We start from the raw sequence: 15660 nt of genomic DNA, 5'->3' as shown, positions 1-15660 counted from the left end.
TCAGTGGACCTGGGTGGCGTTGCGCTGCAGGATGTTGGAGAACTCCTCGATGAAAGTCTCCAGCGTGATAGCGCTGCGGTCGATCTGGCGCGCGAAGCGGTTGTAGGCCAGCACGGCGGGGATGGCGGCAAACAGGCCGATGGCCGTGGCGACCAGCGCTTCGGCAATGCCCGGCGCGACGGTGGCCAGCGTGACCTGCGTCAGGTTGGACAGCCCGACGAACGCATGCATGATCCCCCAGATCGTCCCGAACAGGCCCACGTAGGGCGAGACAGAGCCGACCGATGCGAGGAAGGACAGATTGCTTTCCATCGCGTCCAGCTCGCGCTGGAAGCTCGCGCGCATGGCGCGGCGGGCGGCGTCCAGCAGCGCGCCGGAGTCCGTCACGCGCTTCTCGCGCAGCTTCATGAACTCGCGCATGCCCGACGCGAAGATGCGCTCCAGCGGCGCGCCGTCCGTGCGGTTGCCGACGGACTGGTAGAGGTCGTTGAGGTTCTTGCCGCTCCAGAACTCGGCCTCGAAGGCGTCGTTGCGGCGCTTGATCTGCCCCAGGCCGATGAGCTTGCCGAAAATGACGCTCCAGCTTGCAAGCGACACGAGCAGCAGGCCGGCGATGACGAGCTGCACCGCGAAGCTGGCGTGCAGGATCAGGGAGACGATGGAGAGGTCTTGGTTCATGCGGTGATCGCCGCGACGACGTCGTCGGGCAGGCGTTGGGGTTTCAGGTCGTGGGCGCGCACGCAGCCGATGCGGATCTCGCCTTCGGCCAGCAACGTGTCACCCCGCAGTGCGCGTTGACGCACGACGAGGCTGGCCTTGCCGGCGGGTTCAGGTGCGACGGTGACGGTCAGCAGGTCGTCCAGCCGGGCCGGCGCGACGTAGCGCACGCGCGTGTCGGCGACGACGAACATCAGGCCGGTGTCCTCGCGCAGCCGGTGCTGCTCGACGCCGGCCGCACGCAGCCATTCGGTGCGGGCGCGCTCAAAGAACTTCAGGTAGTTGGCGTAGAACACGATGCCGCCGGCATCGGTGTCTTCCCAGTAGACGCGGACGGCGAACTCGAAGCGGTTCATCCGAGCACCTTGCGCAGCCGCGCGACGGCTTCCTGCAGGTCTTCGATGGACGAAGCGAAGGACAGTCGAATCCAGCGTTGCGGGTCGGCCAGGCCGAAGTCGCGGCCGGGTGTCAATGCGACCTGGGCCGTCTGCAGCAGCTCGTGGGCGAAGGTCCAGCTGTCCGCGTGGCGCCGGCTCACGTCCATCCAGACGTAGAACGCGCCGTCGGGCGCGACTGGCACCGTCAGGCCCAGTTCGTTCAGCGCCGGCACGATGAAGTCGCGGCGCTCGCGCAGCACGGCACGGCGGCGCTCGAATTCGGCGATGGACGCCGGCTCGAAGGCCGCAAGGGCGGCCTGCTGCGCCAGCGTGGACGGGCATATGTAGAGGTTCTGCGCCAGGCGCTCGACGGCCGGAACGAGCACCGGCGGAAGTACCAGCCAGCCCAGCCGCCAGCCGGTCATGCCGAAGTACTTGGAGAAGCTGTTGACCGAGATGATTTCGTCGCCGAGCCCACCCGGCAGGCCCAGGGCCGTCTGGCCGAACTGGGCCTCGTAGCTCAGCGGAAGGTAGATTTCGTCCACCACCGTTGCGCCGCCGCGCCCGCGCACGAAGCTGGCGATCTCAGCCAGCACCTCGGGTGCGATAGAGGTGCCGGTCGGGTTGCTGGGCGAGGCCAGCAGCACGCCGCGCGTGGCGGGTGTCCACGCCTCGCGCACCTGCGCGGCATCGAGCTGGAAGCGCTCGGCCGGGCCGGTGGGCAGCAGGCGCGGCGTGGCGTCGGCGGCCGTCACGAAGTGGCGGTTGCACGGGTAGCAGGGGTCGGGCATCAGCACCTCGTCGCCGCGCTCGAAGAGCGCGAGGCAGGCAAGCTGCAGGCCGGCCGACGCGCCCGCGGTGACGGCGATACGCTCCGGTGCAATGGTCAGGCCGAAGCGCTGGCTGTACCAGCGCGCGATGGCCTCGCGCAGCGCAGGCAGGCCGAGGGCGTCGGTGTAGGGCGTGGGGCCTTGCGCGACCCGAGCCGCGGCATCGCGCACGGCCGGCGCCGCTCCGAAGTCGGGTTCGCCGATGTTGAGCCGGACCATGCGCCGCCCACCCTGGGCCGGGTCGCAGACCGGGCCGGCTGCGACCTGCGCCGCGGCCTTGGCCAGTTCCATCACGTAGAAAGGCTCGATGCGGTCGAGCCGTGTGGCCAGCTTCATCGGCCCTGCATCAACGCTTCGCGGCGAGCTCTAGAGGGCGCAGATCGACGGCCGCCTTGTCAAGCACGCCGTTGACGTACTTGTGGCCGTCGGTGCCACCGAAGGACTTGGCCAGTTCGACGGCCTCGTTGATCGCGACCTTGTAGGGGATGTCCAGGCAGTGCTTGAGCTCGTAGGCGCCGATCATCAGGATGCCGTGCTCGATGGGTGACAGCTCAGTCGTCTTGCGGTCGACGTGGCGGGCGAGGATCTCGTCCAGGTCGGCAGCCTCGTGCACGCAGCCGCCCATCAGCGCCTCGTAGTGCTTGAGGTCCAGCTTGGCATAGCCTTCCTGCTCACGGCCCAGCGCGATGATGGCGCCGATGTCCTCACCGGTCAGCAGCCACTGGTAGAGACCTTGCAGTGCGGCCTCGCGGGAGCGACGGCGGGCCGATTTGACGGGGGCCTTTTTGCCGGCGGGTCTGTTGGCCGTCTTGGGTGCGGTCTTTTGAGGGGCGTTCACTCGATTTCTTTCAGCAGGTTGGCCATCTCGACGGCCACGCGGGCGGCGTCGCGGCCCTTGGGCTCGGCGCGGGCCCAGGCCTGGGCCTCGTTCTCGACGGTGAGGATGGCGTTGGCGATCGGGATGCCATGGTCCAGCCCGACTCGCGTGACGGCGGAGCCGCTTTCGTTGGCGACCAGCTCGAAGTGGTAGGTCTCGCCGCGGATGATGCAGCCGAGCGCGATGAGCGCGTCGTAGTCGTTGGATTCGGCGAGCGCCTGCAGCGCCAATGGCACTTCCAGCGCGCCGGGCACGGTGACGTGGCGGATGGCTTCGGCGGGCACGCCCAGCACCGACAGTTCGGCCATGCAGGCGCTGGCGAGCGACGTCGTGATGGCGTCGTTGAACCGCGCCTGGACGATGGCCACCGTCAGCCCGCTGCCGTCGAGAGCGCCCTCGAAGCCGGGCAGGCCTTGGTCGGAGTCTTGCATCTTGATGCCTTTCGGTTAGCAGCCGGGCGCCGCGACGAAGCCCGTCACTTCGAGGCCGTAGCCGGTCATGCTGGGCATGCGTCGCGGGCTGCCGAGCAGCTTCATACGGTGCACGCCCAGCGACTTGAGGATCTGTGCGCCCACGCCGTAGGTGCGCAGGTCCATCGCGCTCTTGACCGGGGCTGCGGGCTTTTCGTCGCGCGCGCGGGCCAGCACGCCAGCGGCGTCCTCGCCGCAGTTCAGCAGCACGACGGCGCCGGCCGGGCTGGCCTTGACGGCCGCCAGCGCCGCCGGCAGCGCCCAGGAATGGCCGCAGGGGCCGGCTTCGAGCAGGTCCATGACCGACAGCGGCTCGTGCACGCGCACCAGCACTTCATCGCTGGGCTGCCAGCTGCCATGCGTGAGGGCCAGGTGGGTGCCGCCGGTGCGGTCTGTGAAGACCTGGCACTGGAATTCACCATGGGCGGTGGCCAGCCGGCGCTCCGCAACGCGGGTGACCAGGCTTTCGTGGCGGCTGCGGTAGGCGATGAGGTCGGCGATGGTGCCGATCTTCAGGTCGTGTTCGGCGGCAAAGATCTCGAGATCCGGCAGCCGGGCCATCGTGCCGTCGTCCTTCATGATCTCGCAGATGACCGACGTGGCCGACAGCCCGGCCATGTGGGCCAGGTCGCAGCCGGCTTCGGTGTGACCGGCGCGCATTAGCACGCCGCCGTCCTGGGCCTGCAACGGGAAGATGTGGCCTGGCTGGACGAGGTCGCTGGCCTTGGCATCGGGCGCGACGGCGGCCTGCACGGTGCGCGCTCGGTCGGCGGCCGAGATGCCGGTCGTGACGCCGGTGGCCGCCTCGATGGACACGGTGAAGGCGGTGCCGTGCTGCGTGCCGTTGCGGCGCGTCATGGGTGGCAGCTGCAGACGCTCGCAATGCTCGCGCGGCAACGTGAGGCAGATCAGGCCGCGGCCATGCTTGGCCATGAAGTTGATGGCTTCGGGGGTGACCAGGTCGGCGGCGAGGATGAGATCGCCTTCGTTCTCTCGGTCTTCCTCGTCAACGAGGATGACCATGCGGCCAGCCGCCAGCTCGGCCACCAGCTCGGGAATGGGGGAGATGGGCATAGCCGGCGATTGTAGGTGGCGACCCTAGGTTGGGCGCAGGCGAAGGCGCAGATCCGGGCCGACTGGTACGGCTTCGACGAGCCGCCAGCGGCGCGCCTGGCCCAGGTCAGCCAGCGGCGCCAGCGCCGCCAGCGGGCGGCCTTCGCCAATGAGCATCGGCGCCTGGTACACCAGCAACTCGTCGACCAGGCCGGCATCGAAGAAGGCACCGGACAAGGTGGGTCCGGCTTCGACGTGCAGTTCGTTGATGCCCTGGCGCCCCAGGTCGTCCAGCAAGGCCGGCAGGTCCGCCCGGCCCGGGCCGATCGCGCGCGCTTCACCCGGCGGCTGCAGGATTCGGGCTGCGGCCGGCAGGCGGCCGTGCGGGTCCAGCACGAGACGCAGTGGCTGCCGTGCCGTCGGCACGAGGCGCACGTCCAGACGTGGATCGTCCGCCAGCACCGTGCCGATGCCGGTGAGGATGGCCCCGGCTCGCTTGCGCCACGCGTGTCCGTCGGCGCGCGCGGCTTCGCCGGTGATCCACTGGCTTCGGCCGTCGGGCAGGGCGGTGCGCCCATCGAGCGAGATGGCCGATTTCAGGCGGACGAAGGGGCGGCCGCGTTGCATGCGCGAGAAGAAACCGATGTTCAGCTCCCGTGCCGCGTCGGCGACGAGGGGCTCCGCCAGTTCCACGCTGATGCCCGCCGCGCGCAGCCGGGCGGCTCCCTGGCCGGCCACCAATGGGTTGGGGTCCTGCACCGCGACGAGGACTCGGGCCACGCCCGCTGCGATCAGCGCGTCGCAGCAGGGCGGCGTGCGGCCGTGGTGGGAGCAGGGCTCCAGCGTGACGACAGCCGTGGCGCCGCGTACGTCGTTGCCGCGCCGCGCTGCGTCGAGCAGGGCCATGACTTCGGCGTGGGCCTGACCGGCAGGCTGGGTGTGGCCGGCACCGAGTTCATTGCCATCAGCAGACAGCAGCACGCATCCCACGCGCGGGTTGGGGTCGCTCAGGCCGATGGCCTGTTCGGCCAGGTGCAAGGCGCGGCGCCACGCGCCGGCAGGGTCGAAATGGGGCATCCGCCCAGTCTAGCGACGCGGCTCAGGGCGCCGAGGGCTGGAGCTGGATCGTCGAGTAGTCGACGAAGATGGCCTTGCTCGCGTCGGGCGCAGGTGCTGTAGGGCACCTCACGTCGCCGCGGACGACGAGGAAGTTCTGACGCGCGAGCGACACGCTGACGCCGCGGTAGACCTCGGGGTGCTCCTCGTTGTCGATGCGGAACGGCACTTTTGGTGGCGAGCCGGCGAGGTAGGTGTAACCGTTGCCGTTGTAGTCGGCGCTGTAGCGGCAGACCTTGAACGTCTTGCCGGTGTCGCCGAGGTCGATACCACTGAGCAGCACCTGCCCCCACCAGTTGCGCGGTGACTGGTTGTTGGGATAGACGATGCAGTTGTAGTCGACGAGCCGCTGGTCCGACGCACGCGACGAGGGCGCATCGCTGAAGCACTCGGAGCTAGGAGTGATCGGGTACTCGCCCCCGGGGAGTAGTTGGCCTATGTTGTCTTTGAATTCGCTGCCCCGCAGCGCGACGTAAACCGATACGGGCAGCGCCGCACCGTCGGGAGCGGCCGGATTGGGCGAGTCGGCGGTTGAAAACCGGATCACCCCGCTGACAAGATAGCCTACCGTGTTGTTCTTGCAGGACTCGACGCTTTCCGCCGTCAGTGTCGTGATGGGCGTGTCGATGTCGATCGAGCACTTGCCGGTGATGACGCCGCTAAGGTTGTTGAAGACCCAGACCGTCGCGCTGTCCCGGCTCGGCCTGAAGGCGCTGCTGCCGTCGCCCAGGTTCTTCGCGCCGCGCGGGATCGCTGGATGGCGGTCGTCCGGCGTGCGCACCCCCTCGGTCGGTGGCGTCACACCCAGTGCCATCGTGTAGGCCGGGTCGGAGCGGGAGATGATGCCTTCCAGCGTCAGAGTCTGTTGGGTGTTGCTGCGGTCCTGCCAGGAGACCCGCACTGTCACCATCTTGGCTTGCGGCTCCTGCGCGTCTGCGACCAGCGGCTGCACCGTACGAACCAGCGAGAAGGTCGCATTGGTGTTCTGGCCGACGATGGCAGGAAAGGTCTTGCTTTTCAGGTCGTTGTCGTAGTCCGTGGTGCCCGCCGGCGGATTGGCAATGGGTGTCTTGTCCAGCACCGTGAACGACCTCAGCAACTCCAGGTCTGCCTGGGCCAGGCGCATCGCCTCGGAACGCTGCTTCGCCAAATCGCTGCTGTAGCGCAGATTGGTCATCAGGCCGACCAGCGCCACCATGCCGAAGGCCATGACGACCAAGGCGACCAGCGCCTCGATCAGCGTAACGCCGCGCTGGGCACGTGACCGGCGCGTGGTAGCACGACGGGAAAGTTTGGTGCTGCTTTGCATGGTGGTCACAGCGGTGGCGAATCGGTCCAGCCGCCGGGAACGCGGACGAAACTGCCCATGCGATTGCGCAGTTGGTTGGCGATCTTTTGCTGGTAGACGATGTCGACGGCGCCTTGCGTGGCCATGGCGCCCCCCACAAGCACGATGCCGTTAATCAGCGACGGCATGCCGCTGGTGTTGGTCCAGGCCAGATCGCCTTGTGCCACCAGCATGCCGTTGATCTGGAAGGGGCCGGTCAACGCGACCGCGCCGGTGGCGACGATCAGCATGGGATCGTCCAGCGTGCCTAGCACCTTGTTGCTGCTGATCCTGAGGTCGCCGGCAATCCAGACGATGCGCTGGCCCGCCGCATAAGCATCCTCCAGGGCCGAGGCGCAATCGCCGTCACAGGCCAGTTTGCGCAACGCAGGGTGGTTCACATAGCGAGCGCTCGTGGCGCCCATGTACATCTTGAAGACGTCCGTTTTCGGATCGTTCAGCGTCGCGTCGTGCACGACCGCCTGCGAAAGTGACGCACCCGGCACGGTGTCGAGCCGCGTGTCCAGCTTGTCGGGCCAATTCCCGCCCATCTGGAGCAGCAGCCCACCAGATTTCGGATCGGTGTTATGCAGGCCGAGGCCCGCACCTGCGCTCTGGATGTCACCCTTGACGACCAATGGCATGGAAGGTGGCGTACGGACCGCACTCACCAGGGCGACCAGCGCACTGGTCTTGATCGTCGCTAACTGCGCTTTGGTCAGATCGAAAAGGTTATCCGGCAAACAGCGATCTGGGCTGCTGTCCGTGCAGCCCTGAATCGTCAACTCCAGCGTGCCGGCGCCTTTCGATTTCGGGAGAAGGATTGCAAAGCTGGGTGTCAGCTCTTCCGCCTGCATGGAGTCACGGACAGCGTGCTTGGAGTCGGCAGCCGGGCAGCGGCAGGACCAGCTCCCGTTTTCGGCATCCCGCGCGCAGTCGACGACGCCCTTGGCCTCGCCGTTGAGCCACGTGAAGCTGCGGTCGGCGCCATCGATGGATAGGTATCGGTCCACGAAACGCTGCCCGCCTGCGGCCACCGGCTTGCACGAGTTGTCGATGGCCGTGCCATTGAGCTGGGCAAGCGTCCATTCGACACCCGCTTCCGCAGCCTGTTGTGCCAATGCTGCGCGGCCGTACGTGCCCGAGACGCGTTGCTCGAACAGCTGGCCACGGTTGGCATACGCGGCCAGCAGGGCCATGACGAGAAAGAGCATCATCACGACGATCAACGTCGCGGCACCGGCCTGCTGGCGCACAAGAGACCGCGTCATGTCGGGCAAGCTCCAGTGATCGCATCTGACCTCACACGCTCAACGCCGGACAGCGAGCGCACGACATTCCGGTCATGGACCGCCTGCCCGACGATCGTGAAGCTGACGCGCCGCACCTGGTGCATGGGACATTCAGGCGGCTTGCCAACTTCTGGCGGATTGCAGGGTTTGTCGCAAAAGTCTCCGAGCGACTCCGCCGGAGGGGAGACGATGTCAATCTTGAAATCGGTGATGAGCACCGTGTCAGGGTCAGTGATTGGCTGCCAGTTGTCCTTGCCCAACTGAAGTGACAGCACCTGACGGCCTTTGTCCCACTTGAACCCGAAGTGCTCGTTGTCCTTCGGAATGCCGGTCGCGTTCGTAGGAATACCGTACATGTAGGTGAGCACGCGTGTGTTCTCATCCTCTGTCCGCTCCATCGCCGCGTAAGGGTTGGCCGAGGCAGCGACTGCCGCCCGGTCGTTCAACGAACCGCTGGCCGATGGCGGTATCCAGACACCCTGCGACGCCTGCGCCCGGAAGCCGGCCCGGCGCAAATCCTGTTGCAGCAGATCTGCCGCGGTGCGCAGATCCTGTTGGATCTGGGTTTCCAGCATCAGGCGCCGGTGCTCAGTGATCTGATTCACGGCCACCATGGACGCGCCGGCCGCCACGATGAGGCCTACCGTGATGCCGACCATCAGTTCGACGAGGCTCAGACCTCGTGGCCGCATGGGAGACTTCATTCGCATTTCGGATACCCGCTCATGCTGGCATCAGGCGAACAAATATGCACACGGCCGACGGGGTTCGTTTCGACGCGAAGCTTGGCGCCTGTCCTGTCACCGACGATATTCACCCGGACGTTGCTCACGTTGTCCTGCAACAGTCCGCTGGCGTAGATGACCGTCTGGGACAGGGTGTTCCACTTGTCCGCCTGTGAGGAAAAGCGAACCGAGCTGCTGTGCGGCAGGATGTAGCTGCGCAACTGTTTGCTATAGCCCGTTGCGCAAACGGAGGCCTCCGGCAGGTTGCATTTGCATCGATCAATGCCGCCATGGGTGCTGAGTCGAATGCAGCTGAACTGGCCGACCGTGGCAGGCACATCCTCCATATGGACAGTGATGCGTTCTGATGCCGCCAGGGACTCCGCGCGAGCCTGGTTGAAGATGCTTGCGATCTCGCTCGCCGCTGCAGTGATCCGACGGCGCTCCATCAATCCAGTCAGCGATGGGATGGCAGCCGCGACCACGACGCCCAGCACCGCCACGCCGACCATCATTTCGACCAGCGTCAGGCCAGCGCTGCGTCGTGAAGTACGAGAGGGCGAGGACATGCTCATTTGCTCCAGCAGTTCGCAGTGCCTGTCGTGTCGTCGCCGTTCGCGTTCGCCGACTTGTAGCTGAGTAATGCCGTGTTGAGCTCCACCTGCAACACCTGGCATCCCTTGTCGTTGTACTGCGGTCCCTCATTCTTGGCTGTGGCAGTGACCGAGTAGCCGCTCACGAATGCGGGTTCGCCACCACCGGCCATGCTGATGTCGTAGTACTTGGTCAACTTGTCGATGGCGTCCTGCATCTTGAGCCCGTCGTCGCCGAAAGACTGTGCGTAGCCGTTGCGGTTGGACCGATAGCGCTCCTGCGCCTGTACGACGGCTGTCAACACGGCAATGGCCTCCGAACGCCGGGCCCTGGAGACGAAGGAGGTGTAGGCCGGATAGGCAACCGCGGCAAGGATGCCGGCCACCACGACAGCCACCATCAGCTCGATCAATGTGAAACCCGAGACGTGACGCCGCTGACTTGACTGCATAGGTCGTGAATTGTGCGCAACACCTGGGGACACTCGGTTACAAGTTCGCCGTTCATCGGGTGCTTTCGACCGCTGGTCGCCATCCACCACGATCAAGGGACGTCCAGCACACTTCGACATGCCGGGCAGCTTGACGCCGGTTGAGCGACTGCGTGCGGGTCACGTGATGGCAGTGACCTGACGGGTGCGCTACATGGTGGCTTCCTCGCGGTTCGTCAACGGACGAACGAACTCAAGGAACCACCAGGCCGGCGTTCTTTACCCGAAAGGGCGGGCCGAAAGGGGAGGGGGCGCGTCTTCCCCGCGGACTCTCCGGCAAGGGAGCAGGGCTGCCCCGGATCAGATCTCGCGGATGAGCTGGCGGAACTCGTCGACGTCTTCGAAGCTGCGATAGACCGACGCGAAGCGCACATAGGCCACCTTGTCGATGCGCTTGAGTTCACGCATGACCAGCTCACCGAGCCGGGTGGAGGCGATTTCGCGGGCACCGCTGGCGAGCAGCTTTTCCTCGATGCGGTTGATGGCTGCATCAATCTGCTCGACGCTCACCGGCCGCTTGCGCAGCGCCAGCTGCATCGAGGCTCTCAGCTTGGCGGGATCGAAATCGGCGCGCCGCCCATCCTTCTTGACGACCGAGGGCAGGGCGATGTCGGCCCGCTCGTAGGTCGTGAAGCGCTTGTCGCAGGACAGGCAGCGGCGCCGGCGCCGGACGACGTCGCCCTCATCGGATTCCCGAGTCTCGGCGACCTGGGTTTCCGCGTGAGAGCAGAACGGGCAGCGCATGCGGCGGATTAACCGCGGTACACCGGGAAGGCGGCCGTCAGCGCGGCGACCTTCTCGCGCACGGCGGCCAGGTTGGCCTCGTCGTGCGGCTTGTCGAGCACGTCGGCGATCAGGTTGGCGGTGGCGCGCACCTGTTCTTCCTTGAAGCCGCGCGTCGTCATGGCTGGCGTGCCCAGGCGGATGCCGCTGGTGACCATCGGCTTTTGCGGGTCGTTGGGGATGCCGTTCTTATTGCAGGTCATGTGGGCGGCGCCCAGGATGGCCTCGGCTTCCTTGCCCGTCAGGTTCTTGGGGCGCAGGTCAACCAGCATGACATGGCTCTCCGTGCCGCCCGAGACGATGCGCAGGCCACGCTCGATCAGCGTCTCGGCCAGCACCTTGGCGTTCTTGACGACCTGTTCCTGGTAGGCCTTGAACTCGGGCGTCAGCGCTTCCTTGAAGGCCACCGCCTTGCCCGCGATGACGTGCATCAGCGGGCCGCCCTGGATGCCGGGGAAGATCGCCGAGTTGATCTTCTTGGCGATGTCTTCCTTGTTCGTCAGGATGATGCCGCCGCGCGGGCCGCGCAGGCTCTTGTGCGTGGTGGACGTGACGACGTCAGCGTGGGGCAGGGGATTGGGGTAGACGCCCGCGGCGATCAGGCCGGCGTAGTGGGCCATGTCGACCATGAAGTAGGCGCCGATCTCCTTGGCGATCTTGCCGAAGCGCTCAAAGTCGATGCGCAGCGAGTAGGCGGAGGCGCCGGCGATGATGAGCTTGGGCTTCTTTTCGCGGGCCAGTGCTTCCATGGCGTCATAGTCGATGGCTTCGTTCGCATCCAGGCCATAGCTGATGACGTTGAACCACTTGCCGCTCATGTTCAGCGGCATGCCGTGCGTCAGGTGGCCGCCCTCGGCGAGGCTCATGCCCATGATGGTGTCGCCGGGCTGCAGCAGCGCGAAGAACACGCCCTGGTTGGCCTGCGAGCCGCTGTTCGGCTGCACGTTGGCGAATTCGGCGCCAAACAGCTGCTTGACGCGGTCGATGGCCAGTTGCTCGGCGACATCAACGTACTCGCAGCCACCGTAATAGCGCTTGCCGGGGTAGCCCTCGGCGTACTTGTTGGTCAGCTGGCTGCCCTGGGCCTGCATCACTGCGGGCGAGGTGTAGTTCTCGCTGGCGATCAGCTCGATGTGCTCTTCCTGGCGGCGGGTCTCGTTCTGGACGGCCGTCCAGAGTTCCGGGTCGACCAGAGCGAGGGTGGAAGTATTGCGGTCAAACATGGCGGTGATTCCGAAGGTAGGCGGTGAATCCCAGGCGCTTCACGAGCGGGCGTGATTAACCGGGCTGCCCAGGCGAACGGCTGACAGCGGCAAGCCCGAAGCTTGACCGCCTCACGCTCCCCGGTGGTGGCCCACCTCGGGTCCGCTTGTGACCCTGATCGCCAGTCGCGTGAGCGGCCAGTGTAATGGCTGCGGAAGCCGCTGGCAGCCGATGCCGCGCAGCCCGGTCGGCGAGCCGGGCCGATCGTCAGCGCAACAGCGCGATTTGCGCGGCGTCGCCGCCAGTCGGTGCTGATGCTGCTTCGCGCATCGGTCGGACACTGGGCGCTGCCGGTACCGAGCGGCCAGCGGCCACGGCCTTCAGCAACTCATGCTCGGTCAGCACACGGGTCGCGTAGCCGGTGTCTTCAGCCAGGTTGGCCGCGCCAACGTAGTACCGCAGGCCTTCCTCTACGCTGCCGGCCCGCTGGATGCATTCCTTGAGCACCTGCACGCCCACGCGCAGGTTTGTGACAGGGTCGAACGCGGCCAGCGTGCCGCCAAAGGCTTCGTACTTGTCGTCATGCACGCGCGTCATGACCTGCATCAACCCCTGCGCACCCACGGCGCTCTGCGCGAACGGGTTGAAGCGTGACTCGATGGCCATGATGGCCAGGATCAGCGTCGGCTCGACCTTGGCGCGGTTGCCGACGTTCCAGGCCTCCTGCACGAGGCGGCTCAGCGGCTCAGGCGCCACGCTGTAACGGCGGGCCAGCCAGTGGGCGACGGCGGCTTGCTGGCGCGACAGCTCCTTGGGATCGGCGGCGGTGGCGCGGGCGATGGCGTCCGGCTCGGCCGGGCCCAGCGTGCCGCCGCCTTCGGCTTCGGCCCGTGCCTCGTGGCGCGCGTTCAGCCAGCCGAGGGTAGCGGCCTCCAGCCGCTCCTGCAGCCCGGGCTGGCTCGTGAACACCAGCCCGACCGCCACCACGGCCAGCCCGACGAGGGCCAGCGTGTTGTGACTGACCACGAGCAGCCCGTTGCCGATGTCCTGGATGAACACCGAGGCGGACAGGCGTACGTGGCGAGCCAGCGTGGCGAGGTCTTGACTTGTCGTCATGCGACTCCTTGATGTCGCGACCCGCCGCAGGCGCCGCACAAGCGGCGACCTGGGAGAGGCGACGGTCATAATTTCCGGCCTTTGCGCGGGCCGTTGGCCCGGCCGGGTGGTTCAGTACAAACCCGAGGCGGCGGATTCTACGATCGACAGATAACCGGTCAAGGCTATCTGGGTCTCTTAAAACTACTTTTAGTTATGAAATACAGCGACCTCCGGGACTTCATGGCCGGCCTGGAAGCCCTCGGCGAACTACGGCGCGTGGTGGAAAAAGTCTCTCCGGTGCTGGAGATGACGTCGCTGAGCGACCGTGTGCTGCGCGCGGGCGGCCCCGCCCTTTTGTTCGAGAACCCGGCGGGCCATGCCACCGCCGCCTTGACCAATCTTTTTGGGACAACCCGCCGCGTCGCGCTGGGCATGGGGGCGGAATCGCTGGCCGAATTGCGCGACGTCGGCCGCGTGCTGGCGAGCCTCAAGGAGCCGGAGCCGCCCAAGGGCCTGAAGGATGCCGGCAAGCTGCTGCAGATGGCCAAGGCGCTGTGGGACATGAAGCCGAGCCTGCAGCGCCGTGCGCCCTGCCAGGAAGAAGTCATCGAAGGCGGCGACATCGACCTGGGCCGCCTGCCGATCCAGACCTGCTGGCCCGACGACGCCGGGCCGCTGATCACCTGGGGCCTCGTCATCACACGCGGCCCGACGCGTAGCCGGCAGAACCTGGGCATCTATCGCCAGCAGCTGATTGGCCCGCGCCAGGTCATCATGCGCTGGTTGGCCCACCGCGGCGGGGCGCTGGACTTCCGGGACCACGCCTTGGCCCATCCCGGCGAGCCGTTCCCCATCGCCGTCGCACTGGGCGCCGATCCGGCGACCATCCTCGGCGCGGTCACGCCGGTGCCGGACAGCCTGTCCGAGTACCAATTCGCCGGCCTGTTGCGCGGCTCGCGGACGGAGTTGGTCCAGACCGGCGTCGGCCGCGACGGCGCGCCGCTGCAGGCGCCGGCGTCGGCCGAGATCGTGCTGGAGGGCCATATTCCCGTCGCCGCGATCGGCTACGCGGGCGTCAGCGAGCGCGGCGTGCCGCTCAAGGAGAAGGGCGGCTACCTGCATGCGCTAGAGGGCCCGTTTGGCGACCACACCGGCTACTACAACGAACAGGACTGGTTCCCGGTGTTCGAGGTCAGCCGCCAGATGCAGCGGCGCAACCCGATCTACCACTCCACCTACACGGGCAAGCCGCCCGACGAGCCGGCCATCCTCGGCGTGGCGCTCAACGAGGTCTTCGTGCCCATCCTGCAAAAGCAGTTTCCGGAGATCGTGGACTTCTATCTTCCGCCCGAGGGCTGCAGCTACCGCATGGCGGTCGTGTCCATCAAGAAGGCCTACCCGGGCCATGCCAAGCGGCTGATGTTCGGCATCTGGAGCTTCCTGCGCCAGTTCATGTACACGAAGTTCATCGTCGTCGTTGACGACGACATCGACACGCGCAACTGGCAGGAGGTCATCTGGGCCATCACGACCCGCATGGACCCGGTGCGCGACACCACGTTGGTGGACAACACGCCCATTGATTACCTGGACTTCGCATCACCTGTCAGCGGCCTGGGCGGCAAGATGGGACTAGATGCGACGAACAAGTGGCCCGGCGAGACGAGCCGCGAATGGGGGCGGGGCATCAACCTGCCGGCGGATGTCAGAGCGAAGACCGACGCGCTGTTCGAACAACTTTTCTTGAAGAACTGAACAGGCTCGCCTACTGTTTGGAGGCCTTTTCAGGCAAACCCTCTGGCGCAATCGTTGCGCGCCAGGAGCCCGGTGGCACATCGCCGCTGAGCCCCAAGGTGGCCTCGCCACCCGCCCCGCCCGGCCTCCAAGCCCGGCGGGGTTTCTTATTTCAGGCCTACCGTCCGGCCCACCAGGCCAGCGTTTCGTAGACGAGGTTTCGCACGCGCGCAAAGCCCTCGACGGACGGGCACCAATCCGTCAAGCCGCTGACGCCGTCGTCCTCCAGGCCGATGGGCGCTGCGACGATGCGCAAGCCCAGCGGCGCGGCCTCGGTCTCGAACGCGCGAAGCGCCCGCCGCATGTGCGCGTCGTCCGTCACCAGCACGACCTCCTTCACGCCGGCTGCCGCCAGCATGGGCAGCGTGTGGCTCGCATTCTCGCGCGTGTCCCGCGAGCGGGATTCCTGCCAGCGCAGGGGCAACTGGTAGTCCTCGGCCGCGACACGCGCGACCACCTCCGCCTCCGGCCGTCGCAGTCGCGTCGCCGTCCAGCCGATACCGCCGGAATAGGCCAGCGGCCAGCTGGTGCGCCGTGCCAGCCAGACGCCATAGGCCAGTCGCTCGGCGGTGAGCCGCATCGGCGCGGGGCCGTCGTACTCGGGCACATGGCCATGCACGCCGCCGCCCAGCACCAGCACGGCGCCGTGGACGCGGCCACGCATGGCGTCGATCTGGGCGGCGCTCAACGCCTTGGGCAGCCGCGAGGCCCGGCTCAGCAGCTCGCCGGCCGCCGTCGTGGTCGAGAGCCAGGCCAGCACCAGCGCCGCGCCCAACAACCAGCCGCCGCCGCGGCGCTGGCGCTTCAACCGCCAACCGCCCCAGCCGGCCAGCAGCAGCATGGGCACTGGCGGCAGCAGCGCAACCAACAGCAGGGTCTTGAAGAGGGCGTAATCGACGGCAAGGTTCACCGCC

At 66.9% G+C, this 15660-nt stretch carries 17 protein-coding genes and 1 riboswitch; of the genes, 1 reads left to right on the top strand and 16 read right to left on the bottom strand.

Going from position 1 to position 15660, the window contains the following annotated elements; translation table 11 throughout:
* The 15 genes from tolQ to LXT13_RS15615 form a co-directional block, all read right to left on the bottom strand.
* On the bottom strand, nucleotides 1-678 hold the full coding sequence (tolQ, locus tag LXT13_RS15690; RefSeq protein ID WP_233372905.1) for a protein TolQ: 678 nt from the start codon (nucleotides 676-678) through the stop codon (nucleotides 1-3).
* Nucleotides 675-1073, bottom strand: coding sequence for a tol-pal system-associated acyl-CoA thioesterase (gene ybgC / locus LXT13_RS15685; protein WP_233372904.1), 399 nt, complete (start codon nucleotides 1071-1073; stop codon nucleotides 675-677). Before ybgC ends, tolQ begins: the two co-directional genes overlap by 4 nt.
* A complete protein-coding gene (locus LXT13_RS15680; protein WP_233372903.1) occupies nucleotides 1070-2260 on the bottom strand; it encodes a pyridoxal phosphate-dependent aminotransferase in 1191 nt (396 codons plus the stop codon). Before LXT13_RS15680 ends, ybgC begins: the two co-directional genes overlap by 4 nt.
* A 10-nt stretch (nucleotides 2261-2270) precedes the next feature.
* On the bottom strand, nucleotides 2271-2762 hold the full coding sequence (nusB, locus tag LXT13_RS15675) for a transcription antitermination factor NusB (protein ID WP_233372902.1): 492 nt from the start codon (nucleotides 2760-2762) through the stop codon (nucleotides 2271-2273).
* A complete protein-coding gene (ribH, locus tag LXT13_RS15670) occupies nucleotides 2759-3232 on the bottom strand; it encodes a 6,7-dimethyl-8-ribityllumazine synthase (protein ID WP_233372901.1) in 474 nt (157 codons plus the stop codon). Before ribH ends, nusB begins: the two co-directional genes overlap by 4 nt.
* 15 nt (nucleotides 3233-3247) lie before the next feature.
* Complete coding sequence (ribBA, locus tag LXT13_RS15665) at nucleotides 3248-4345, bottom strand: bifunctional 3,4-dihydroxy-2-butanone-4-phosphate synthase/GTP cyclohydrolase II (protein ID WP_233372900.1); 1098 nt, start codon at nucleotides 4343-4345, stop codon at nucleotides 3248-3250.
* 24 nt (nucleotides 4346-4369) lie between these two features.
* Entirely contained in the window at nucleotides 4370-5401 is a 1032-nt protein-coding gene (gene ribD / locus LXT13_RS15660) for a bifunctional diaminohydroxyphosphoribosylaminopyrimidine deaminase/5-amino-6-(5-phosphoribosylamino)uracil reductase RibD (protein WP_233372899.1), read from the bottom strand.
* Nucleotides 5402-5423: 22 nt separating this feature from the next.
* On the bottom strand, nucleotides 5424-6749 hold the full coding sequence (locus LXT13_RS15655) for a type IV pilus modification PilV family protein (RefSeq protein ID WP_233373212.1): 1326 nt from the start codon (nucleotides 6747-6749) through the stop codon (nucleotides 5424-5426).
* A 5-nt stretch (nucleotides 6750-6754) separates the two neighbouring features.
* Nucleotides 6755-8038, bottom strand: a complete 1284-nt coding sequence (locus LXT13_RS15650; RefSeq protein WP_233372898.1) for a PilX N-terminal domain-containing pilus assembly protein — start codon at nucleotides 8036-8038, stop codon at nucleotides 6755-6757.
* Nucleotides 8035-8763: a PilW family protein gene (locus tag LXT13_RS15645; RefSeq protein ID WP_233372897.1), complete on the bottom strand. Its 729-nt coding sequence runs from the start codon at nucleotides 8761-8763 to the stop codon at nucleotides 8035-8037. The genes LXT13_RS15650 and LXT13_RS15645 overlap by 4 nt, the downstream gene beginning before the upstream one ends.
* Nucleotides 8760-9353: a pilus assembly FimT family protein gene (locus LXT13_RS15640; protein WP_233372896.1), complete on the bottom strand. Its 594-nt coding sequence runs from the start codon at nucleotides 9351-9353 to the stop codon at nucleotides 8760-8762. The genes LXT13_RS15645 and LXT13_RS15640 overlap by 4 nt, the downstream gene beginning before the upstream one ends.
* A gap of 2 nt (nucleotides 9354-9355) precedes the next feature.
* Nucleotides 9356-9829 (bottom strand): type IV pilin protein, encoded by a 474-nt coding sequence (locus LXT13_RS15635; protein ID WP_304622818.1) that lies wholly within the window; start codon nucleotides 9827-9829, stop codon nucleotides 9356-9358.
* Nucleotides 9830-10168: 339 nt separating this feature from the next.
* Nucleotides 10169-10612 (bottom strand): transcriptional regulator NrdR, encoded by a 444-nt coding sequence (gene nrdR, locus LXT13_RS15625; protein WP_233372895.1) that lies wholly within the window; start codon nucleotides 10610-10612, stop codon nucleotides 10169-10171.
* Nucleotides 10613-10620: 8 nt separating this feature from the next.
* Nucleotides 10621-11874, bottom strand: coding sequence for a serine hydroxymethyltransferase (glyA, locus tag LXT13_RS15620; RefSeq protein ID WP_233372894.1), 1254 nt, complete (start codon nucleotides 11872-11874; stop codon nucleotides 10621-10623).
* 59 nt (nucleotides 11875-11933) lie between these two features.
* A riboswitch (ZMP/ZTP riboswitch) is annotated at nucleotides 11934-12053 on the bottom strand.
* Nucleotides 12054-12121: 68 nt separating this feature from the next.
* Nucleotides 12122-12970, bottom strand: coding sequence for a lytic transglycosylase domain-containing protein (locus LXT13_RS15615; protein ID WP_233372893.1), 849 nt, complete (start codon nucleotides 12968-12970; stop codon nucleotides 12122-12124).
* A 195-nt stretch (nucleotides 12971-13165) separates the two neighbouring features.
* Here LXT13_RS15615 and ubiD point away from each other — a divergent pair, with 195 nt between their 5' ends.
* Nucleotides 13166-14707 (top strand): 4-hydroxy-3-polyprenylbenzoate decarboxylase, encoded by a 1542-nt coding sequence (ubiD, locus tag LXT13_RS15610; RefSeq protein ID WP_233372892.1) that lies wholly within the window; start codon nucleotides 13166-13168, stop codon nucleotides 14705-14707.
* A gap of 157 nt (nucleotides 14708-14864) precedes the next feature.
* Here the strand turns inward: ubiD and LXT13_RS15605 are convergent, their stop codons facing one another.
* A complete protein-coding gene (locus LXT13_RS15605) occupies nucleotides 14865-15656 on the bottom strand; it encodes a YdcF family protein (protein WP_233372891.1) in 792 nt (263 codons plus the stop codon).
* Nucleotides 15657-15660: the final 4 nt, after the last annotated feature.

Origin of the sequence: Pelomonas cellulosilytica (genome assembly GCF_021353265.1) — a bacterium.
GTDB lineage: Bacteria > Pseudomonadota > Gammaproteobacteria > Burkholderiales > Burkholderiaceae_C > Pelomonas > Pelomonas cellulosilytica.
The sequence above is the reverse complement of the archived record's forward strand: the minus strand, read 5'-3'. Positions and strand labels throughout refer to the sequence as shown.

What these genes read in the sequence shown, in the direction of transcription:
- LXT13_RS15650 (WP_233372898.1), bottom strand. Translation starts at nt 8,038, where the DNA reads ATGACGCGGTCTCTTGTGCGCCAGCAGGCCGGTGCCGCGACGTTGATC.
- LXT13_RS15615 (WP_233372893.1), bottom strand. Translation starts at nt 12,970, where the DNA reads ATGACGACAAGTCAAGACCTCGCCACGCTGGCTCGCCACGTACGCCTG.
- ybgC (WP_233372904.1), bottom strand. Translation starts at nt 1,073, where the DNA reads ATGAACCGCTTCGAGTTCGCCGTCCGCGTCTACTGGGAAGACACCGAT.
- ribH (WP_233372901.1), bottom strand. Translation starts at nt 3,232, where the DNA reads ATGCAAGACTCCGACCAAGGCCTGCCCGGCTTCGAGGGCGCTCTCGAC.
- tolQ (WP_233372905.1), bottom strand. Translation starts at nt 678, where the DNA reads ATGAACCAAGACCTCTCCATCGTCTCCCTGATCCTGCACGCCAGCTTC.
- glyA (WP_233372894.1), bottom strand. Translation starts at nt 11,874, where the DNA reads ATGTTTGACCGCAATACTTCCACCCTCGCTCTGGTCGACCCGGAACTC.
- LXT13_RS15680 (WP_233372903.1), bottom strand. Translation starts at nt 2,260, where the DNA reads ATGAAGCTGGCCACACGGCTCGACCGCATCGAGCCTTTCTACGTGATG.
- nrdR (WP_233372895.1), bottom strand. Translation starts at nt 10,612, where the DNA reads ATGCGCTGCCCGTTCTGCTCTCACGCGGAAACCCAGGTCGCCGAGACT.
- ribBA (WP_233372900.1), bottom strand. Translation starts at nt 4,345, where the DNA reads ATGCCCATCTCCCCCATTCCCGAGCTGGTGGCCGAGCTGGCGGCTGGC.
- LXT13_RS15645 (WP_233372897.1), bottom strand. Translation starts at nt 8,763, where the DNA reads ATGAAGTCTCCCATGCGGCCACGAGGTCTGAGCCTCGTCGAACTGATG.
- LXT13_RS15640 (WP_233372896.1), bottom strand. Translation starts at nt 9,353, where the DNA reads ATGTCCTCGCCCTCTCGTACTTCACGACGCAGCGCTGGCCTGACGCTG.
- ubiD (WP_233372892.1), top strand. Translation starts at nt 13,166, where the DNA reads ATGAAATACAGCGACCTCCGGGACTTCATGGCCGGCCTGGAAGCCCTC.
- LXT13_RS15635 (WP_304622818.1), bottom strand. Translation starts at nt 9,829, where the DNA reads ATGCAGTCAAGTCAGCGGCGTCACGTCTCGGGTTTCACATTGATCGAG.
- LXT13_RS15655 (WP_233373212.1), bottom strand. Translation starts at nt 6,749, where the DNA reads ATGCAAAGCAGCACCAAACTTTCCCGTCGTGCTACCACGCGCCGGTCA.
- ribD (WP_233372899.1), bottom strand. Translation starts at nt 5,401, where the DNA reads ATGCCCCATTTCGACCCTGCCGGCGCGTGGCGCCGCGCCTTGCACCTG.